At 44.2% G+C, this 20,873-nt stretch carries 17 protein-coding genes; 14 read left to right on the plus strand and 3 right to left on the minus strand.

Features of this window, described 5'->3' with window-relative positions:
- Positions 1-3: 3 nt before the first annotated feature.
- From GGR02_RS02565 to GGR02_RS02600, 8 genes are all read left to right on the plus strand, one after another.
- The gene (locus GGR02_RS02565; protein ID WP_183183321.1) at positions 4-792 is read left to right on the plus strand and encodes an MBL fold metallo-hydrolase; all 789 of its coding nucleotides are present in this window, start codon (positions 4-6) and stop codon (positions 790-792) included.
- A 112-nt stretch (positions 793-904) separates the two neighbouring features.
- Positions 905-2,122, plus strand: a complete 1,218-nt coding sequence (locus GGR02_RS02570; protein WP_183183189.1) for a S1C family serine protease — start codon at positions 905-907, stop codon at positions 2,120-2,122.
- Positions 2,123-2,228: 106 nt separating this feature from the next.
- On the plus strand, positions 2,229-2,390 hold the full coding sequence (locus GGR02_RS02575) for a CxxH/CxxC protein (protein WP_183183190.1): 162 nt from the start codon (positions 2,229-2,231) through the stop codon (positions 2,388-2,390).
- Positions 2,391-2,417: 27 nt separating this feature from the next.
- A complete protein-coding gene (rlmH, locus tag GGR02_RS02580; protein WP_221210675.1) occupies positions 2,418-2,945 on the plus strand; it encodes a 23S rRNA (pseudouridine(1915)-N(3))-methyltransferase RlmH in 528 nt (175 codons plus the stop codon).
- Positions 2,946-3,118: 173 nt separating this feature from the next.
- Positions 3,119-4,207, plus strand: coding sequence for a DUF1611 domain-containing protein (locus GGR02_RS02585; protein WP_229706128.1), 1,089 nt, complete (start codon positions 3,119-3,121; stop codon positions 4,205-4,207).
- Entirely contained in the window at positions 4,204-5,310 is a 1,107-nt protein-coding gene (locus tag GGR02_RS02590) for an alanine/ornithine racemase family PLP-dependent enzyme (protein ID WP_183183192.1), read from the plus strand. Before GGR02_RS02585 ends, GGR02_RS02590 begins: the two co-directional genes overlap by 4 nt.
- Positions 5,311-5,566: 256 nt before the next feature.
- Positions 5,567-6,664 carry a Delta(10) desaturase DesB gene (desB, locus tag GGR02_RS02595; protein WP_183183193.1) on the plus strand — a complete coding sequence of 366 codons (1,098 nt, stop codon included), beginning with the start codon at positions 5,567-5,569 and terminating at the stop codon, positions 6,662-6,664.
- A gap of 91 nt (positions 6,665-6,755) precedes the next feature.
- Entirely contained in the window at positions 6,756-7,895 is a 1,140-nt protein-coding gene (locus GGR02_RS02600) for a glycerate kinase (RefSeq protein ID WP_183183194.1), read from the plus strand.
- Between the two features lie 126 nt (positions 7,896-8,021).
- Here GGR02_RS02600 and GGR02_RS02605 read toward each other — a convergent pair whose 3' ends face one another.
- Complete coding sequence (locus tag GGR02_RS02605; protein ID WP_183183195.1) at positions 8,022-9,533, minus strand: FAD-dependent oxidoreductase; 1,512 nt, start codon at positions 9,531-9,533, stop codon at positions 8,022-8,024.
- A gap of 173 nt (positions 9,534-9,706) precedes the next feature.
- On the opposite strand from GGR02_RS02605, the gene GGR02_RS02610 reads away from it, so the two are divergent.
- From GGR02_RS02610 to pgmB, 4 genes are all read left to right on the plus strand, one after another.
- Entirely contained in the window at positions 9,707-11,080 is a 1,374-nt protein-coding gene (locus GGR02_RS02610; RefSeq protein WP_183183196.1) for a transcriptional regulator, read from the plus strand.
- A gap of 77 nt (positions 11,081-11,157) precedes the next feature.
- Positions 11,158-11,385, plus strand: coding sequence for a hypothetical protein (locus tag GGR02_RS02615; RefSeq protein WP_183183197.1), 228 nt, complete (start codon positions 11,158-11,160; stop codon positions 11,383-11,385).
- A gap of 185 nt (positions 11,386-11,570) precedes the next feature.
- A complete protein-coding gene (gene adhE / locus GGR02_RS02620; protein ID WP_183183198.1) occupies positions 11,571-14,174 on the plus strand; it encodes a bifunctional acetaldehyde-CoA/alcohol dehydrogenase in 2,604 nt (867 codons plus the stop codon).
- 212 nt (positions 14,175-14,386) lie between these two features.
- Positions 14,387-15,055 carry a beta-phosphoglucomutase gene (gene pgmB, locus GGR02_RS02625; protein ID WP_183183199.1) on the plus strand — a complete coding sequence of 223 codons (669 nt, stop codon included), beginning with the start codon at positions 14,387-14,389 and terminating at the stop codon, positions 15,053-15,055.
- Here pgmB and pflA read toward each other — a convergent pair.
- Positions 15,048-15,788 carry a pyruvate formate-lyase-activating protein gene (pflA, locus tag GGR02_RS02630; protein ID WP_183183200.1) on the minus strand — a complete coding sequence of 247 codons (741 nt, stop codon included), beginning with the start codon at positions 15,786-15,788 and terminating at the stop codon, positions 15,048-15,050. The genes pgmB and pflA overlap by 8 nt on opposite strands.
- A 64-nt stretch (positions 15,789-15,852) precedes the next feature.
- Positions 15,853-18,102 carry a formate C-acetyltransferase gene (gene pflB, locus GGR02_RS02635; RefSeq protein ID WP_373286614.1) on the minus strand — a complete coding sequence of 750 codons (2,250 nt, stop codon included), beginning with the start codon at positions 18,100-18,102 and terminating at the stop codon, positions 15,853-15,855.
- Positions 18,103-18,509: 407 nt separating this feature from the next.
- Between pflB and GGR02_RS02640 the strand changes: the two genes are divergently transcribed.
- Positions 18,510-19,727 (plus strand): branched-chain amino acid ABC transporter substrate-binding protein, encoded by a 1,218-nt coding sequence (locus GGR02_RS02640; protein ID WP_183183202.1) that lies wholly within the window; start codon positions 18,510-18,512, stop codon positions 19,725-19,727.
- A gap of 155 nt (positions 19,728-19,882) precedes the next feature.
- A complete protein-coding gene (locus GGR02_RS02645; RefSeq protein ID WP_183183203.1) occupies positions 19,883-20,869 on the plus strand; it encodes a branched-chain amino acid ABC transporter permease in 987 nt (328 codons plus the stop codon).
- Positions 20,870-20,873: the final 4 nt, after the last annotated feature.

Here is a 20,873-nt window from a genome sequence, read left to right on the forward strand (position 1 = left end):
ATGATGCGATTTAGCGTGCTTGCTAGTGGAAGTACAGGGAATGCTTTTTACGTGGAAACAGAAACAGAGCGGCTGCTTGTCGATGCAGGGTTGAGCGGCAAGCAGCTCGAGCAACTTTTTCAACAAATTGGCCGTCATCTAAAAGATGTGACGGCAATTTTAGTGACGCATGAACATAGCGATCATATTAAAGGGTTGGGGGTCATTGCCCGCAAATACCAACTGCCGATTTATGCAAACGAAAAAACGTGGAAAGCGATGGAAGGGTTGGTCGGTGAAATTCCGACCGACCAAAAATTTGTCTTTCCAACCGGCTCGATTCGTTCATTTCGGGGGATAGATGTCGAATCGTTCGGCGTTTCTCATGATGCGGCCGAGCCGATGTTTTATGTGTTTCATCATGAGGGAAAAAAGCTAGCGCTAATGACGGATACAGGATATGTGAGTGAACGGATGAAACGGACGATTGAACATGCCGACGTGTTTGTATTTGAAAGCAATCACGATGTCGAGATGTTACGGATGGGTCCTTATCCGTGGAGCATTAAGCGCCGCATTTTGAGCGACGTTGGTCACGTGTCGAACGAAGATGCGGCGCTAGCGCTTGCTGATGTAATTGGGGAGAGGACGAAGCGAATTTATTTAGCTCACTTAAGCCAAGATAACAATATGAAAGAGCTTGCTCGTATGACGGTGGAACAACTATTGGTTAATCGAGGGTTTTCGGTCGGGGAGCAATTCGTTCTTTATGATACGGATCCGAAAATCCCGACAGACTTAGCGTATGTGTAGGCGCTATTTTGGGAAAGATGGGCTAATGTGTTTGACATGGATTTTTGGCAAGCGAAAGCAGTATAATAAAAAGATGGGTACATACTAGCGAGAAAGGATAGGTGAGGGAAAGATGGGCTACTATGACGACCATTATGAACCGTATCGGCAAAAGCAAAAAGGGAATCGGCGCGGCACGTTCCTCGCTGCTTTAGTCGGTGCATTGCTCGGGGCATTATTAGTGGTGTTTTCCATTCCTGTGCTTTCCACATGGGATGTCTTGCCTTATTCAGTAACGCCAAAAGAGCGCGGACAGACGAGCAAGGAAGAGGCGGGTAATCAGCCAACCGTCCAAGAAAACGTATCAGTAAACGTTGTGTCGCAAGTGACGAAGGCGATTGACAAAGTATCCGATGCCGTTGTCGGCGTTGTGAATATTCAAGAAGCAAATTTTTGGTCACAAGGCGGTGAGGCTGGAACTGGTTCAGGAGTCATTTATAAACTAGCGAACGGTAAAGCATTTATCGTCACGAACCACCATGTCGTGGAAAATGCAAGCCAATTGGAAGTGAGTTTAAAAGATGGGATGCGCGTTCGTGCGCGCTTATTAGGAAGCGATGCATTAACAGATTTAGCAGTGCTCGAAATTGATGCAAAGCATGTGAAAAAAGTCGCAGAGTTCGGTGATTCGGATGCTGTAAAGTTAGGGGAACCAGTGATTGCAATTGGGAACCCGCTCGGGTTACAATTTGCTGGCTCAGTGACGCAAGGAATTATCTCAGGAAAAAATCGGACGATTGAAGTTGATTTAGACCAAGACGGGTTGCCAGATTGGAATGCAGAAGTATTGCAAACCGATGCGGCAATTAACCCTGGCAATAGTGGTGGAGCATTAGTCAATATTGAAGGGCAAGTGATTGGCATTAATTCGATGAAAATTGCCCAAGAAGCGGTGGAAGGAATCGGCTTTTCGATTCCGATTAACTCGGCAAGACCGATTATTGCCGATTTAGAAAAGTACGGGCAAGTCCGTCGACCATATATAGGGGTAGAGCTTCGGTCGTTAAGCGATATTTCATCGTATCACTTGCAAGAAACGTTGCATTTACCGCCAAACGTAACCGAAGGGGTTGCGATTATTCAAGTAGTGCCGAGATCGCCAGCAGCACAAGCAGGGTTGCGCCAATTTGATGTCATTGTCGCGTTAGATGGGCAAAAAATCACAAACGTGTTAGACTTACGAAAATATTTATATACGAAAAAGACGATTGGCGATGATTTAAAAGTCACATTTTACCGTGATGGGAAAAAGGCGACGGTGACGGTGCGGTTGACGAAAGAATCGTTTTAACGAAACATCTCGTTGCAAGAAGACAGAATGATTGTGGATAAAAAACAAGGAGCGAAAACGACGCTCCTGTTTTCTTTGTCCACAAGTGGATAAGGGGGCGAATAATATGTATTGTTGTTTCGAACATGTGGAGGTAGCGATTGATATGTATGTGGATAACAAAGAGCGAGCACCAGAAATCATAGCAATACCTGTGGATAAACAAACGAAATTGTGTGAATTTTGCGCGAAACGAGCAGAATATATGGTAGGGAACGAATGTTTTTAGCACAATATGTGGATTGGTTATGTGTATATGTGGATAAATACTGTTGATAACTTGTTTGTAAAGTGGGGATGTTATGTGAATATAACGGTTTTATCTGTTGGTAAGTTAAAAGAAAAATATTTGAAGCAAGGAATCGATGAATATGCGAAGCGGTTATCGACGTATGCGAAGATAGAGATCATTGAGGTGGCGGATGAAAAAGCGCCAGAACATTTAAGCCAGCAAGAGATGGAGCAAATAAAAGCGAAAGAAGGCGAGCGCCTTTTAGCGAAAATCCCGCATGATGCGTATACTATCGCCTTAGCCATTGAGGGAACGATGAAATCCTCGGAGCAATTTGCTGAAAGTTTAGATAAGCTTGCGACTTACGGCAAAAGTAAAGTCGTCTTTATCATCGGCGGCTCGCTCGGTCTAAGCCGCCAAGTGATCGAGCGTGCTGACGAACTGCTCTCTTTTTCTAAAATGACGTTCCCGCACCAGCTGATGCGCTTAATCCTTCTAGAACAAATTTACCGCGCATTTCGGATTAATCGGGGGGAACCATACCACAAATAGCTAGTTTTCCCCTTGTGGATATGCAAAGGGAAAATATTTTACATTTTTCACTAAATTTTTTATAATTATTGATAGAATGACTATTTTTATGAAGGAACATCTTTCCGAAACAAGGGTTAAGGTGTTCTTTTTCGTGGAAAAAATTGATTTCACATGAAATGGAGGGGTTTCTCGTGAAGAAGTATGCCATTGTTTATTGTGAAAATCAATTTGGTTCCATGGATGGAAAAACGGCAAACGGATTAGTCCGCAATTCTGGACTGTATGAAATTGCGGCGGTTATTGACAGTACGAAAGCTGGACAAGATGCAGGTGAAGTATTAGACAAAAAACGAAACGGTATTCCGATTTACAAAGACCTTCAAGAAGCGATTACCTCTGTGAAAGAAAAACCGAACTACTTTATCCTTGGAATTGCTCCTGCAAATGCTTTTCTCAAACAAGAAGAACGGCAAGTAGTAATCGATGCAATGGAAGCAGGAATGCATATTATTAATCCCCTACAAGAATTTTTGACAGAAGATGAAGAAATGATGGCAATTGCCAAACGTTGCGGCGTAGAAATTCGCGATATTCGCAAACCGCGGCCGAAAAAAGAATGGACGCTATTTACCGGACGCATTTTGCAAGTAAAGGCACCAGTCGTTGCTGTGCTTGGCACCGATGGGGCGTGTGGCAAACGGACGACGGCAATGATTGTGGACAAAGGACTACAAGCGCGCGGCTATCGCACTGCGTTTATTGCTACTGGGCAGACAGGACTCATTCAAGGCGCTTCTTACGGTTTCGCCATGGACGCGTTTCCGCTCCAATATATGATTGGAGAATTGGAACGAGAAATCGTCCGAGCGTACGAAACGGAGCAGCCGGACATTATTATCGTCGAAGGACAAGGAGCATTAAGCCATCCTGCGTACGTCAGTTCATGCGGCATTTTAAAAGGAGCAAGGCCGCAAGCAGTAATTTTGCAACATCCGCCAAAACGAAAAGTTCTCGGCGATTTCCCGTTCATGAAAATGCCGTCTGTTCAAAGCGAAATCGAGTTAATTGAACATTTCGGCCAAACAAAAGTCGTCGCGATTACGTTAAACCACGAAGGAATGACGGATGATGAACTACAAAAAACGATTATAGAATATGAACAAACGTTCCGCATGCCAGTAACAGACGTCTTAAAAATGGGACCAGATAAAGTAATTGACCGTCTTATCGACTACTTCCCGTCATTGAAAAAGAAACGTCCGTCAGGGGTGGCCGTATGAGAACAGCGCTCACCCCGAGGGTGGAAATTGATTTGCACAAAATTCGCCATAATGCTAGCGTGCTAAAAAAATTATATGAGAAAAAAGGTGTTCAAGTGACAGCGGTCGTCAAAGGAGTAGACGCTAGTATCGAGATTGCGAAAACGCTCGTGGAAAGCGGGATTACAAGTTTAGCCGATACGAAAATTTCCCGCCTCCGACGATTAAAAGCAACGCGTTTGAATGCGACGCTCATGTTGTTAAGGACGCCAGCATTAAGCGAAGTGGCGTCCGTCGTTCAAGTTGCTGACATTAGCATGAACACAGAACTAGATGTGATTCGTGCATTGGCAAACGAAGCAGCAAAGCAACAGAAGAAACATTCGATTATTTTAATGGTCGAAATGGGCGACTTGCGCGAAGGGGTTATGCCCGAAGATTTGCCTGCGATGATCGAAGAAGTGTTAAAGTTGCCAAACATTCAGCTTGTCGGTCTTGGCACGAATTTCGCTTGCTTTGGCGGCGTGATTCCGACTGAGCAAAAAATGTGTGAATTTTCCTCTATCGTAAAACAAATCCAAAAGCGGTTTTCGTTATTTCTCCCATATGTTTCGGGCGGCAACTCTGCTAATTACCATTGGGTGAAACAAACAAAAGATGTCGGAACGGTAAACCATATTCGCCTCGGGGAATCGATTTTTTTAGGAAGGGAAACAGTGAACGGAACTCCGATTCCTGGGCTGTACCAAGATGCGTTTTGCTTAGTAGCGGAAGTGATTGAAGCAAAAACGAAGCCGTCGGTGCCATTTGGAGAGCGAGGGCGAAACGCATTTGGCGAAACGATTACGTTTGGCGATCGCGGGCTCATCCGGCGTGCCATCGTTGGCATCGGTCGGCAAGATGTCTTCGTGCCAGGGTTAACACCGCTATTGCCGATAGACATTCTTGGGGCAAGCAGCGACCATATTATTCTTGATACGAAAAATATCGAGTTAAAGGTTGGGGATGAAGTAAAATTCAACGTTGATTACGGTGCACTTATTTCACTTATGACGTCTCCTTACGTTTATAAAAAATATTTGCCTGAACGAAGCCACTATTCCAAAAGTCGAACGTCCGCATAAGATAAGTATCGCTTTTCTGCTTTAGGTGAGTCGGAGGCAGAAAAGCGATTTTTTGTTGAAAATTAGCACGTAATAATAATACCTGGTAATAAAAAATAATTGACAGGACAAGAGGAAAGATGGTAGGATGAAGCATAAGTAAGAATAACCGCATAAACGGTCTTTTCAGAATATTGCGACTGATTGTGCGGCGAATGTGCAATGCCTTTTGTCCATTTTGATTCGGCAGAAGGTTCATTTTGAAAGGAGCCATTAAATGAAAGAATTTCATTCGTTCGGCTGGTATGCGGCGAGAATTTCCCCGCATTTGCCGAAAAAAGCATTTCAACCCGTCCCTTCTCGTCTTTTCGGTGGTCTAGCGTATTTGCTTATCGCGTTGAGCGGTATCCTCGCTATTTCTTTACTTGATCTTCATCCAATATGGAAAACGATCATTTCGGTGGTGCTAGGGTTTAGTTTTGCTGCGTTAGGGTTTTTAGGGCATGAAATTTTGCACGGTACTGTCGTGCGAACCCCGTGGTTGCGCGATTTTCTTGGCGCGGTTGCTTTTTGGCCGCTATGTACAGGTCCGAAACTATGGAGAAAGTGGCATAATGTCACACACCATGCCCATACACAAGATGAAGAGAAGGACCCGGATGCATGGCCAGCGGTAGAAAAATTAGCTAAAAGCCGCTTCTTGCGCTGGGTGTATACTATTCCGTTTACGATTCGAGCGTTTTTTGCTTTTTGCTCGTTAGCGATTACGTTTACCATTCATTCGACAAGGATGTTGTTTTATTTTCTCAAAGACTTTCACCCGAAAAATCGCGGCATTGTGTTCTTTCAGTTTTTGTTGCCGTGGGTAACATGGATTGGCTTATTGTTCGTTGTAGGATTTTCTAATTGGTTCTTTATCTTTTTATTGCCGCTATTGATTGCTAATTTCATCGTCATGAGCTACATTTCGACGAACCATCGCTTAAATCCATTAGTGCCCGTGAACGACCCACTGGCCAATAGCTTATCGGTCACCGTTCCGAAATGGGTCGATGTGCTCCATTTTAACTTTTCGTACCATACGGAGCATCATCTATTTCCAAGCATGAGTTCAAAATATTACCCACTGGTAAAAGCACACATTAAGAAAATGTGGCCAGACCGCTATCATGAAATGCCGATGTTGCAAGCGTTGCGGGCGCTTTGGAAAACACCGAGGCTTTATTATCAACAAACCGAGCTGATTGAACCGCGTCAAGGAAACGTATACGGCTCTTTAGGATACGGATTAGACCCGTTGCACATCGAATATCGCAAAATGGAGAACAAAGAGCAAGTCGTTGCGAAAAAAGTAGCTGGACAATTGAAAAAATAAGGAAGCTGGATGCTGGTTCTATTGCGAACCAGCTTTTTGTTTGTCGCCATCTTGTAAAAGTAATATGATGGAAATAAAGGAGGGAGCGAAGATGAAAATTGTCATTGCACCGGATTCGTTTAAGGAAAGTTTGTCGGCATTGGAAGTCGCTAACGCCATCGAAAGAGGATTTCGTCGCGTCTTTCCGGAGGCGGAGTATGTAAAAGTTCCGCTTGCGGACGGTGGAGAAGGAACGGTTCAAGCGCTTGTAGATGCGACAGGAGGAACAATCATCGAAAAGCAAGTTACCGGACCGTTAGGTGAACCGGTCTCCGCTTTTTTTGGTTTGCTTGGCGATGGAAAAACGGCGGTGATTGAGATGGCGGCTGCGTCAGGGCTGCATCTTGTCCCGCGGGAAAAGCGGAATCCGCTCGTTACGACAACCCGTGGGACAGGTGAACTTATTCAGGCAGCGCTTGATTATGGGGTACAGCATATCATCATCGGACTCGGTGGAAGCGCGACGAATGACGGTGGTGCAGGGATGGCGCAAGCGCTCGGAGTAAAACTATTAGATGAGAACGGGGAAGAAATTGGATTTGGTGGCGGCAGCCTGTCGCGACTAGCACAAATTGACATGTCTTTGCTAGATCCACGGCTAAGACACGTCAAGATGGACGTCGCGTGCGACGTAACGAATCCGTTAACAGGGCCAACAGGAGCATCGTTTGTTTTCGGGCCGCAAAAAGGCGCCACGTTCGAAATGGCGCGACAGCTAGATGACCATTTACAGCACTATGCAGACATCATCGCTAAAACGCTCGGGAAACAAATCAATGTTCCTGGTGCTGGAGCGGCAGGAGGACTCGGTGCAGGGTTATTAGCATTTTTGCCTGCCGAATTAAAACGAGGAATTGACATCGTGCTGGAAGCGGTTCAATTCGCGGAAAAGTTAGCGAATGCGTCGCTTGTCGTGACAGGAGAGGGTCGAATTGACAGCCAAACCGTTTATGGGAAAGTGCCAATTGGCGTTGCGAAAGCAGCAAAAACGAAAAACATTCCGGTCATTGCATTGGCCGGGTCGCTAGCAGACGACAGCGACGTTGTTCTCGATTATGGAGTAGACGCCCTTTATACGATCGTTCCAGGTGTTGTATCGCTTTCGGAAGCGATGGAAAAGGCTGCGGATTACATAGAGCGTACCGCCCGTCACATTGCGGCGTCGCTTCGGATCGGAATGAACGTAGAGTGAGAGTGTCCCGAAAGGCACGGGACACCCTTTCTTATAACAACATATACGCGCGAAACACCTTTTAAAAACTATATACTGTATTTTCTTTGAAGAAAGATACTCTTTTTGGTCAGCCCCGCTCCATGCTCATTCGATTTTTTGTAACGGTTGCTGTGCTGGACCTTCGATGACGTCACCGTGGACAGAGAAACGAGAGCCATGGCATGGACAGTCCCATGTGCGGTCGCCGCTATTCCATTCGACTTCACATCCTAAATGGGTGCATGTCGTATCGACGATCGACAACATTCCGTTTTCATCTTTATAGGCACCTGCTCGTTTGCCGTTAACAAGGACAACCGCGCCCTCCCCATTCGCTAAATCGTCTGGCGTCCGTACGACGACCTCGATTTTTCCTTCTACAAGGTGCTTGGCGACATCTGCATTTTGCACGACGAAATGTTTGACGCTCGGGTCGGCATAAAAGCGCGACGGCGTATAAAGCTCGCTGTAACGATTGTCCCGCCCTAAAATTAAATCGCTTAACAACAAGCCTGCCACTGTCCCGTTTGTCATCCCCCATTTTCGGTAGCCTGTCGCGACATAGACGTTTTTTGTGTTGGCTGTCATATGGCCGATGTACGGCACTTTATCAAGCGTTATTAAGTCTTGGGCGGACCAGCGATAAGGAATGGCAGTGACTGGAAATAACTCGGACGCAAACGACCGCAATGCCCCGTAATGTTCGATTGTCGGTATTCCTTGCCCGGTTTTATGGCTTTCTCCGCCGATAAGAAGCAGTTCCCCATTAGGCGTGTCCACTGAGCGAATGGATCGTTTCGGCTCATCGGCGCTTAAATACATGCCGCCGGGATATTTTTTATCACTTTGAACGGCAAGCACATACGAGCGTTCCGCATACATGCGCGAAAAATAAAACCCACCGTCATAAAACGGAAAATGGGAACAGACGACAAGATGGCGACATGTGAGCCGTTTATGCTGCCTTGTAATGACGGTTAACGTTTCCCCTTGCTCTACATCAGCCGCGGGCGTTTGCTCATATATTTTTCCACCTTTTTGTTGAATGGCTTCGACAAGCTTTTGTAAATATTTCAATGGATGAAATTGGGCTTGGTGTTTCATGACGAGCGCTGCACGAATAGGTAGCGATAGCGGCATCGTTTCTTGAACTGCACCAGAAATACCTAGTTTTTCATACGCTTTCCATTCGTTAATTAGGTTATGGAGTGAAGCGTCTGTTGTTGAATAAATGTACGCCTCTTCCTCTTTCCAATCGCAGTCGATACGTTGTGCCTCAATCGTTGTTTTTATCCATTGCATCGCCTCTGTGCAGGCATCGTAATACATCCTCGCTTTTTCGACGCCAAGATGATGAAGCAATTCATCGTAAATCAGATCGTGCTGCGCTGTCACTTTTGCGGTAGTGTGCCCCGTTGTTCCGTTTAATAGACGGTCGGCTTCAATAAGCGCAACATCTACCCCAGCATTCGCTAATAAATAGGCGGTTGTAATACCGGAAATACCGCCACCAACGATGACTGTATCGACATGAATATTTTCTGTTAACGGCGAAAAAGACGGGAGCACAGTGGACGTTCGCCAATACGGTTCGACAAGTTGCGGAAGTGAGTGCATTTGCTATTCCTCCTTCTGATTCTATCTACATACATAAATTTCCTTAAACTAAAAAAATTATCCGTGACTCGTTCATTTTCTTTTTTGCCTCTCGTTCCAAGAAAGGTGATAAAATAAGAAACAGAGAGAAAAGGGATTTATTTTCATACTATAGCGTAAGAGGGAGATTGGAAGTGAATAATTATACAAATAACTTAGAGCATCATTCCTCTGGATGGAAAGATAACGTCATTTTAGAACATTACGGGTTGAACGAATTAAATTTTGAATCTGTCAAGCATTATCGGGAAAAATTTGCGGAGGCAAAACCGAATCACCCGTGGAATGGGCTAGAGATGAAAGAATTTTTATACAAAATTGGTGCATGGGGGAAATTGAGAAACAGCAGTAAAGAAGGCATTACGATCGCAGGGCTTTTAATGTTCAGCGAAGAACGAATCATTACAGAGGTGCTGCCGCAATATTTTTTAGAGTATCGTGAAATACAAACAACTTATCAAGGTGGCTGGTCGAAGCGATTTACTTCTCAAGATGGAACATGGTCAGGAAACGTATACGATTTTTATTTTAAAGTAATGGATACCATTTCCCCACATGAGCGCTCCATTGCACCAGCGTTGCATGAAGCGGTCATTAACGCACTTGTTCATGCCGATTATTTCGGGGAAGGCGGGATTGTTATTGAGAAAGAACGTAACACCTATCGGCTTTCTAATCCGGGATTGCTTCGCATTCCGGTAGAATCTGCTTGGACAAGTGGAATGAGCCATTTACGCAATCCGAATGTGTTTAAGATGTTTATTTTAATTGGGTTATGCAAAAGAGCGGGATTCGGACTTCCATACCTTTCGTCCGTATGGGAAGGACAACGTTGGAAACAGCCGGAGGTCATTCAACAAGCGGATCCAGCACGTACGATATTTGTATTACCGACAGAACCGAGCGCTGTCATGTTTCCAGAAGAAACGGCAGTGGCATCTGAAACAGAAGAACAACCATTAGTAATACAGCATGGAGAGGTAGAGTTTGTTGACTGGGGAGAGGATCTAACTGCCGACTTCATAAATAACGCGCCGAACTCCATAAATAAAAATTCAAACTCTTTAAATAACGGGGACTACTCCGTAAATAACTCCCTTAACTCCGTGGATAACGAGATTTACTCCGTAAATAATAATATCAACTCCGTGAATAACCGCGAAAACTCCGTGAATAACAAACCGGACTACGTAAATAAGCATTCTAAGTCCGTAAATAATAAAAGCGGTGAGGAGCATATAGAGGTGGAGGATTCGTTATGGCAAATTGCTTCTTTAGCGCGGAAGAAAAGAAGGCTTTCTCCAGCGATGATGGAGCAAATTATTTTACAGCTTTGTGCGAAACGCCCGCTCATGCTAAAAGAATTGTCCTATTTATTGGATCGGACGGCAGACGGATTGCGCAATAACTACTTGTCTAAATTATTAGAGGAAGGAAAAATACGGTTGAAATATCCCGAGCAGCCAAACCACCCACGTCAAGCATATGTGACAATACAAGATTCATAATTTGTTCAATGTATTGTACGTGATAATAAGGAAAAACATATTACAATAAAGACAAACAGCAGGTAGGAGTGAAGACGATGATTCTTTGTGAATGGCGGGACTTTTCGACAGACGCAGCTACGTATACGTTAGAAAGCTTTGAAGAAATGATTGGTGATGAGTTTGAGGCGATGATGTTTGAAGAAGGAAACGATATTCCTTCTTATATATGGACAGTGAACTATGTTGTCATTATTAAACGAAATACACGTATGTATAACGATATTTCCTTCACGAAAATTCCACGAAACCCTGTCTGTGAATGAAGGGGGCTTTGGCCCCCTTCTAATGAGAAATTTTGTAAAAAAGTTTGTTCAACATTTCACAAAATTGACATACCTAAGTGCCAGTACATCGTTTATAATGAAATTGTACTAGATGAGGAAACGCTCATCTAAAATTTTTCTTCTGTTTTGTGAAGTGTTTCACAAATAATTAGGAGGGCATCAACATGGCGGTGGAAGAAAAAGTATTAGAGAAAAAGATCGAAGTGACGAAAATGATTGACCAGCTTGTCGCAAACGCTCAAAAAGCGCTAGAAAAATTCCGCAACTACGACCAAGAAACCATCGATAAAATTGTCAAAGAAATGGCGCTCGCTGGACTCGATCAGCACATGCCGTTAGCGAAAATGGCAGTAGAAGAAACAAAACGTGGTGTATATGAAGACAAAATTATCAAAAATATTTTTGCCACAGAGTATATATACCACAACATTAAATACGATAAAACGGTTGGCATTATTCGCGAAAATCCGCATGAAGGAATTGTGGAAATTGCCGAACCAGTTGGGGTTATCGCTGGGGTGACACCAGTCACGAACCCAACATCGACGACGATGTTCAAAGCATTAATTTCCATTAAAACACGCAACCCGATTATTTTTGCTTTCCACCCATCTGCACAAAAATGTAGCAGCGAAGCAGCAAGAGTGTTGCGTGATGCAGCGGTTAAAGCAGGGGCGCCAGAACATTGCATTCAATGGATTGAAACTCCTTCATTGGAAGCAACGCAACAATTAATGACGCATCCAGGCGTTTCGCTCATTTTAGCGACTGGTGGCGCGGGTATGGTAAAATCTGCGTACAGTTCAGGAAAACCAGCGTTAGGGGTAGGGCCTGGTAACGTGCCTTGCTATATTGAAAAAACAGCGAACATTAAACGTGCGGTAAACGACTTAATTTTATCGAAAACATTTGACAACGGAATGATTTGTGCTTCGGAACAAGCGGTTATTATCGATAAAGAAATTTACGATCAAGTGAAAAAAGAAATGATCGACAACCGTTGCTATTTCTTAAATGAAGAAGAAAAGAAAAAAGTAGAAAAATTGGTTATTAACGAAGACAAATGTGCTGTCAACCCAGACATCGTCGGCAAACCAGCATACGAAATTGCGAAAATGGCTGGTGTCGACGTACCGAAAGATACAAAAATTTTAGTGGCGGAATTAAAAGGGGTCGGACCGCAATATCCGCTTTCTCGTGAGAAATTAAGCCCGGTATTGGCTTGCTATAAAGTAAATAGCACAGAAGAAGGGCTAAAACGTTGCGAAGAAATGTTAGCGTTCGGCGGATTAGGACACTCAGCAGTCATTCATTCCGATGACCAAGATGTCATTACTCAATTCGGACAACGGATGAAAGCAGGTCGTATCATTGTGAACGCGCCATCTTCGCAAGGGGCAATTGGTGACATTTATAACGCGTACATTCCGTCCTTAACGCTTGGTTGCGGTACGTTTGGCGGAAACTCAGTATCGACGAACGTAGGTGCAATCCACCTCATTAATATCAAGAAAATGGCGAAAAGGACGGTCAATATGCAATGGTTTAAAGTACCGCCAAAAATTTATTTCGAGAAAAACTCGACACAATACTTGGCGAAAATGCCGAATATCTCGAAAGCATTTATCGTTACTGACCCTGGCATGGTGAAACTTGGCTATGTCGATAAAGTGCTTTACTATTTGCGGAAACGCCCGGACTATGTCCATTGTGAAATTTTCTCAGAAGTCGAGCCAGATCCATCGCTTACAACGGTCATGAAAGGCGCCGAAATGATGAGAAGCTTCCAACCAGACGTCATCATCGCGCTTGGTGGCGGTTCGGCAATGGACGCAGCAAAAGCAATGTGGTTGTTCTACGAACATCCAGAAACAGACTTCCACGGATTAAAACAAAAATTTTTAGATATTCGCAAACGTGTTTTCAAATATCCGAAGCTTGGTCATAAAGCACAATTTGTGGCGATTCCGACAACGTCTGGAACAGGTTCAGAAGTGACATCGTTTGCGGTCATTACCGATAAAGAAAACAATGTAAAATACCCATTGGCAGACTATGAATTAACGCCAGACGTTGCGATCATTGACCCACAATTTGTCATGACGTTGCCAAAACATGTCACAGCCGATACAGGAATGGACGTATTAACACATGCGATCGAAGCATATGTATCGAACATGGCAAACGACTACACAGACGGTTTGGCAATGAAAGCAATTCAGCTTGTATTCGAATACTTGCCAAGAGCATATAAAAATGGCAACGATGAATTAGCTCGTGAAAAAATGCATAACGCATCGACAATTGCAGGGATGGCGTTTGCGAATGCGTTCTTAGGCATTAACCATAGTTTAGCGCACAAACTTGGTGCGGAATTCCATATTCCACACGGACGCGCGAATACGATTTTAATGCCGCACGTTATTCGCTATAACGCAACGAAGCCGAAAAAGTTTACAGCGTTCCCGAAATACGAATATTTCATTGCCGATCAACGTTATGCGGAAATCGCAAGAATGCTCGGCTTGCCAGCAAGAACGACGGAAGAAGGCGTCGAAAGCCTCATCCAAGCAATCATTAAGCTGGCAAAAGAATTGGATATTCCGTTGAGCATTGAAGCATGCGGTGTCAGCAAGCAAGAATTCGAAAGCAAAGTCGACAAATTAGCAGAACTTGCTTTTGAAGACCAATGTACAACCGCTAACCCGAAACTCCCGCTTGTCAGTGATTTAGCAGACATCTACCGACAAGCGTTTAAAGGAGTATAATCATAGATCCCTAACCTCCCCTCTGGAGCTGAGGCAATTGCCTCAGCTTTTATTTTGAAAGGTAAGAAAACCTCCTCGGTGGGGCTTGTGCGATCTTCGCCGATAGGCGGGCGCTTTACGCTTTTCTTATTGAAAAATAACATTGACTTACTTATTGTTGAAAGTAAGCAGGTGCTAGTTTTGGTAGATAGGTAAAAAATAGGAGGGTCGTAATGATTCAAGCCGTTATTTTTGATTTAGATGGGGTCATTGCCGATACGGTGGAGTTATATTATATTGCGACAAAGCGGGTGGCAGATGAAATTGGCGTTCCGTTTGACCATCAGCTCAATCAGCAGCTTCAAGGAATGAGTCGACAGGCGATGGTTGAAGCGCTGCTTGGAGAAAAAGCATGTGAATGGACGAACGAGGAAAAGATGAAGCTTGGGGAACGTCGAGGGATGTATTATCGGGAATTAATTGAGCAATTAACCCCGCAACATATATTGCCGGGAATGTATTCGCTTTTGCAACAGATTCGCAACGACGGTGTGCCAATCGCATTGGCATCGTCTAGTTCTAATGCATTCACCGTCTTAGAGCGCCTCGAAATTCGCTCGTTTTTTGATGTTATTGTAGACGTGAAAACGATTGCGCAATTGAAGCCCCATCCGGAGATTTTTTTAGCTGCAGCAAGCGAGCTAGGTGTCAATCCACGTGATTGTGTGGCTATTGAAGATGGAGAGGCAGGCATTCAAGCGATTAAGCAAGCGGGCATGTTCTCGGTCGGAATTGGAAAGCATTTAGCTCCGCTGTCACCAGATTGGCTTGTCGAACGAACAGAGCAAGTGACGTGGGAACAATTGAAGCGCGTGTTTAAACGAACTACCCCTCTTACGTAAGAGGGGCAGCTTCGTGCAAAATGTTGTACGCCATTTGAACCGTTTCTTCTGAAGGTGGTTCAATGCCCTCGAGCGGATATGCAAGCCCGAGTTCTTTCCATTTATATACTCCTAATTTATGATAAGGGAGAATTTCAATTTTCTCTACATTGTTCAACGTCCGAATAAACGCGGCAAGCCGGCGCAAATCGTCTGGGTCGTCGGTAATCGTCGGAACGAGCACGTGACGAATCCAAACCGGTATTCGCTTTTCGGATAAGAGCTTGGCAAACTGTAAAATATGGGTGTTCGTTTTCCCAGTTAGTTTACGATGTTTTTTTTCATCGATATGTTTTAAATCGAGCAAAATTAAATCCGTATATTGAAGCAATTCGTCTAATTTCCGTTGAAATGATGCTTCCGTTGTGTAGCAGCCACCAGACGAATCAATCGTCGTATGAATGCCAAGCTTTTTGCATTCTTTAAATAGTTCGATTAAAAAATCGATCTGTAAAAGTGGCTCGCCGCCGCTGACGGTAATTCCGCCACCGGAGGCAGTAATAAATGGGAGATACGTCTGTAAGTCAGCGATAATTTCCTCGACGGTCATTTCTTTTCCTTTGCCAATTTCCCACGTATCGGCGTTATGGCAATATTGGCAGCGCAGCAAACACCCTTGCATAAAAACGACGTAGCGAAGGCCAGGACCGTCTACCGTGCCGCATGATTCAATCGAATGAACAAATCCTTTCATGGAAATTTCTCCTTCCAAATAGAAATGACCCCCTCACGAACAGCGAGGCGTGAGGGGGAGTTTATTACATGCTTTCGTGGAATGTGCGGTTAATGACATCGATTTGTTGTTCGCGCGTCAATTTAATAAAGTTTACCGCATATCCAGAAACGCGAATTGTTAATTGCGGATATTTTTCCGGATGTTCCATGGCATCTAACAACGTTTCACGGTTAAAGACGTTAATGTTGAGATGGTGTCCGCCTTTTTCTGCATAACCATCTAAAATGGCGACAAGGTTGCGGACGCGAGTTTGCTCGTCTTTCCCAAGTGCTTTCGGTACAATCGAGAACGTGTTCGAAATACCGTCTAGTGCATGTTCATAAGGCAATTTGGCGACAGAGCTTAACGAAGCTAACGCGCCTTTTGTGTCGCGGCCGTGCAATGGGTTAGCCCCTGGTGCAAACGGTTCGCCTGCGCGGCGACCATCTGGCGTATTTCCTGTTTTTTTGCCGTATACGACGTTCGATGTAATCGTTAAAATCGATGTCGTATGCTTCGAATCGCGATATGTTTTATGTTTTTTCAATTTTGTCATAAACCGTTCGACAATGTCGACAGCAATCGAGTCGACGCGGTCGTCGTTGTTTCCGTATTTCGGGAAGTCGCCTTCGATTTCAAAGTCAACGGCTAAGCCATTTTCGTCACGGATTGTTTTTACTTTCGCATATTTAATCGCACTTAATGAGTCAGCGACAACCGACAATCCAGCGATACCAGTTGCCATTGTGCGTAAAATATGCGTATCGTGAAGCGCCATTTCAATCCGCTCATAGCAATATTTATCGTGCATGTAATGAATAATGTTTAATGTATTAATGTAAAGCTCTGCGAGCCATTCTAACACTTGGTCGTATTTGCGCATGACTTCTTCATAGTCTAAGTATTCCGAAGTAACGGGTGCAAATTCTGGGCCAACTTGGATTTTTAATTTTTCATCGACACCGCCGTTAATCGCGTATAGCAATGCTTTCGCAAGGTTTGCCCGCGCGCCGAAGAACTGCATTTGTTTACCGATTCGCATCGCCGATACGCAGCACGCAATGCCGTAATCGTCGCCGAATTCTGCGCGCATTAAATCGTCGTTTTCGTATTGGATCGAACTTGTTTTCATCGACATTTTCGCGCAATATTCTTTAAAGCCTTCCGGCAATTGTTTCGACCAAAGCACGGTTAAGTTCGGCTCTGGCGCCGGGCCTAAGTTATCAAGCGTATGAAGGAAACGGAACGAGTTTTTCGTCACAAGCGGACGTCCGTCAATCGCGACGCCGCCGATCGACTCTGTTACCCATGTCGGGTCGCCGCTGAATAGCTCGTTATATTCCGGCGTTCTTGCGAATTTGACAAGGCGCAATTTCATGACGAAATGGTCGACGAGTTCTTGCGCTTCTTTTTCTGTTAAGACCCCTTCTTGCAAGTCGCGCTCGATATAAATGTCAAGGAACGTTGATACACGCCCTAAGCTCATTGCCGCGCCGTTTTGTTCTTTAATCGCTGCAAGATACGCAAAATATAGCCATTGAAATGCTTCGCGAGCGTTGCGTGCTGGTTCCGAAATGTCGTAGCCGTAGCTTAGCGCCATTTGTTTTAATTCTTGAAGCGCACGAATTTGTTCCGATAGTTCTTCGCGAAGGCGAATAATATCTTCGCTCATCGTCCGTGCGCCCGTGTTGCGCAAGTCTTTTTTCTTCTCTTCCATTAAGCGGTCAACGCCGTATAATGCCACGCGGCGGTAGTCACCGATAATGCGGCCACGGCCGTATGCGTCAGGAAGACCAGTAATAATCCCAGCTTTTCGCGCCGCTTTCATTTCGTCTGTGTAGGCGTCGAACACCCCTTGGTTATGCGTTTTACGATATTCCGTAAAAATCTTTTTCACTTCGTCGCTCACTTCGTAGCCGTACGCTTCGCACGATTGTTCCGCCATGCGAATGCCGCCAAACGGCATAAGAGAACGTTTAAACGGTTTATCAGTTTGGAAACCGACGACTTTCTCTAACGATTTGTTTAAGTAGCCAGGTTGATGGGAAGTAATCGTCGAAACGATTTCGGTGTCCATATCAAGAACGCCGCCTTTTTCCCGCTCCTGTTTCGACAATTCCATCACTTGTTCCCATAGCTGTTTCGTTGCTTCCGTCGGTCCTTCTAAAAACGATTCATCTCCATAGTACACAGTGACGTTGTTTAAAATAAAATCGCGGACGTTAATTTCCTTTTTCCATTTCGATCCTTTAAAGTTTCGCCACGGATCTAACGGAGTTTTTGTCATTACCATTTGTTCCATATCAGCTTCCCCCTTATTTATTAAAGACTATAACAGAGTCGCAAAAATCTATATAACAGTTTCTAGATATAGCATACTACATTTATAAAAAAGCGGGAGTACCCATTCGTGAATGATTTGTGAAATTTTGAGCAAATGTGATGGACATCACGTTTTTTAAAAAAACAGCACTGAATTGCAATAGGAAAATATTTAGTAACTTTTGTAACGATAATATTTAGAGGGACGAAATATTGTGCCGCAAAAGCGTCATAAATGTATTATTCCCGTGTTGAAAAGCGCATTATGACGAAAAAAGTTTTTTCCAGTAAAAAAATAATGCTTGTCTATTTGGACAATTCATATTATATTTTTCTTAAAATAAAAAAAATTTTCAAAAGTGAAAAAGGGGGATTCGAATGGTCTTAAAGAAAACGCTTTCCATTCTTGCAACAACGACACTGGCAGTCGGTATTTTAGCCGGATGCTCAGGTGGTCAGAAAAACGACACTGCCAATAACGGTGGAAACGGAGGTGGCGGTGGCGGCAGCAACGTCATTAAAATTGCGACGCAAAGCCCGCTTTCTGGTGGAAGTGCAACGCTGGGCGAATCAATTAAGCTCGGTGCGCAATTGGCGTTGGAAGAACAACAAGCGAACTTTGAAAAGCTTGGCTTTAAATTAGAGCTTGTTCCATACGATGACCAAGGCGACCCGAAAAAAGGGGTAGCGAACGCGCAGTTAATCGGCGCTGATAAACAAGTATTTGGTGTTGTTGGTCACTTAAACTCCGGCGTAGCGATTCCATCGTCAGAAATTTATGAAAAGTACAGCATTCCAATGGTCTCTCCAGCAAACACAGCAACAGACGTAACAGACCGCGGGCTAAAAACAGTTAACCGCATTTGTGCCCGTGACGATTTCCAAGGACCTGCAGGCGCGAAATTCGCCGTTGAAACACTTGGCGCGAAGAAAATCTTTATCATTCAAGACAAAACCGCTTACGGTACTGGTTTAGCGGAAGCGTTCAAAAAAGGCGCGGAAGAACTTGGTGCGCAAATTCTTGGTTTTGAAGGAATTACCGTTGGGGAAAAAGACTTTAACGGCGTCTTGAACCAAGTATTGGCGAAAAAACCTGACTTAATTTACTTCGGCGGCCTTTACACAGAAGGTGGTTTATTGATTAAACAAGCGCGCGATAAAGGCATTAATGTGCCGATTATGGGCGGTGACGGGCTAGACTCTTCGACGCTTGTCCAAATCGCTGGCGATGCGGTGAAAAATACGTACATGACTTCAGCTGCTGGTTTAGCGACAGCAACAGACGCTGGAAAACAATTTGCGGAAAAATATAAACAAAAATTCGGTAAAGAGATCGAGTCTTATTCTGCATACGGCTACGATGCAATGGGCGTATTGCTTAAAGGACTTGAAAATGCAATTAAAGCAAATGGCAACAAGCTTCCAACACGTCAACAAGTAGCAGAAGAAGTTCGCAAAGTGCAAGATTATCAAGGAGTTGTAACAAAAGTAAGCTTTGACGAAAAAGGCGATAACAAATATGCGAAAATTTACATCTACAAATTTGATGAAGCAAAATATCCGGCTAAGCTAGAGAACGAAGTAAGCAAACAATAAACGGATGACCGGAAAAGGGTATGACATGTTTGCCGTACCCTTTTCTTTCCGGCATCGTTTTGCGCCCGGCTTGTTGGTGGTAGACATTTGTTATGTACGAACAAAAAGCTGGGCGATTTTTCTGTAAAAGTAGCAAAAACAGGCGGGTGAACAAAATGATCAATGAAGTGTTGCATACGTTGCCGCAAGTGTTAATTGATGGGTTAACGCTCGGAGCTGTTTATGCGATTGTCGCATTAGGATATACGATGGTATATGGGATTTTGGAACTGATTAACTTTGCCCACGGGGAAATTTTTATGACGGGGGCATTTGTAGGAACGGCGATTTTATTGACGTTTGCGGGATTCGGCTGGTTGGCATCCATGCCAGCGCTCGTAGCACTTGTTTTAGTGCTTGTGGTTACGTCGGTAGTTACCGGTTTGCTTGGAATGGGAATTGAACGAGTGGCATATCGTCCGTTGCGCAATGCACCGAAGTTAATCACGTTAATTACAGCAATTGGCGTTTCGTTTTTGCTTCAAGATATCGTTCGTTTTATCGCAGAATTGAAAAACGGCAACTACATTTTAACGGGACCAAGTTTATTTAGCGGGCAAATTGGGATTAAAGTTTCCTCTATTTCGTCGATATTTAACGATGCATCGGTCAAATCTTCGTTTTTTATCGTATTAATTGTAGCAGTCATTATGATGGTGACGTTGGACTTTTTCGTCAATAAAACAAAATGGGGAATGGCGATGCGCGCTGTGGCGCAAGACCGGGAAACAGCGGCGTTAATGTCGGTAAACGTGAATAAAGTCATCGCTCTTACATTTTTTATCGGTTCTGCATTAGGGGGGGCAACAGGTGTATTGTTTGCCATTCAATACGGCACAATTGACCCGTATATCGGGTTTATTCTAGGATTAAAAGCTTTCACGGCTGCCGTTTTAGGCGGAATCGGCAACATTCGTGGAGCGATGTTTGGTGGTATTTTGATTGGGATTATGGAAATGTTCGCGGCAGCGAACTTGCCAGTCATTTCACACGGCGTACTTGGCGCAGAGTATAAAGACGTATTTGCCTTTGCGATTTTAATTATCGTATTAATCTTCAAGCCAGAAGGGCTATTCGGAAAAGTGTCAGTAGAGAAAGTGTAGGTGA

This window comes from Anoxybacteroides voinovskiense (assembly GCF_014196205.1).
Taxonomy (GTDB): Bacteria; Bacillota; Bacilli; order Bacillales; family Anoxybacillaceae; genus Anoxybacteroides; species Anoxybacteroides voinovskiense.

Coding starts and splice junctions, on each gene's coding strand:
- GGR02_RS02565 (WP_183183321.1), top strand. CDS start 4: ATGCGATTTAGCGTGCTTGCTAGTGGAAGTACAGGGAATGCTTTTTAC.
- GGR02_RS02570 (WP_183183189.1), top strand. CDS start 905: ATGGGCTACTATGACGACCATTATGAACCGTATCGGCAAAAGCAAAAA.
- GGR02_RS02575 (WP_183183190.1), top strand. CDS start 2,229: ATGTATTGTTGTTTCGAACATGTGGAGGTAGCGATTGATATGTATGTG.
- rlmH (WP_221210675.1), top strand. CDS start 2,418: ATGTGGATAAATACTGTTGATAACTTGTTTGTAAAGTGGGGATGTTAT.
- GGR02_RS02590 (WP_183183192.1), top strand. CDS start 4,204: ATGAGAACAGCGCTCACCCCGAGGGTGGAAATTGATTTGCACAAAATT.
- desB (WP_183183193.1), top strand. CDS start 5,567: ATGAAAGAATTTCATTCGTTCGGCTGGTATGCGGCGAGAATTTCCCCG.
- GGR02_RS02600 (WP_183183194.1), top strand. CDS start 6,756: ATGAAAATTGTCATTGCACCGGATTCGTTTAAGGAAAGTTTGTCGGCA.
- GGR02_RS02605 (WP_183183195.1), bottom strand. CDS start 9,533: ATGCACTCACTTCCGCAACTTGTCGAACCGTATTGGCGAACGTCCACT.
- GGR02_RS02615 (WP_183183197.1), top strand. CDS start 11,158: ATGATTCTTTGTGAATGGCGGGACTTTTCGACAGACGCAGCTACGTAT.
- adhE (WP_183183198.1), top strand. CDS start 11,571: ATGGCGGTGGAAGAAAAAGTATTAGAGAAAAAGATCGAAGTGACGAAA.
- pgmB (WP_183183199.1), top strand. CDS start 14,387: ATGATTCAAGCCGTTATTTTTGATTTAGATGGGGTCATTGCCGATACG.
- pflA (WP_183183200.1), bottom strand. CDS start 15,788: ATGAAAGGATTTGTTCATTCGATTGAATCATGCGGCACGGTAGACGGT.
- pflB (WP_373286614.1), bottom strand. CDS start 18,102: ATGGTAATGACAAAAACTCCGTTAGATCCGTGGCGAAACTTTAAAGGA.
- GGR02_RS02640 (WP_183183202.1), top strand. CDS start 18,510: ATGGTCTTAAAGAAAACGCTTTCCATTCTTGCAACAACGACACTGGCA.
- GGR02_RS02645 (WP_183183203.1), top strand. CDS start 19,883: ATGATCAATGAAGTGTTGCATACGTTGCCGCAAGTGTTAATTGATGGG.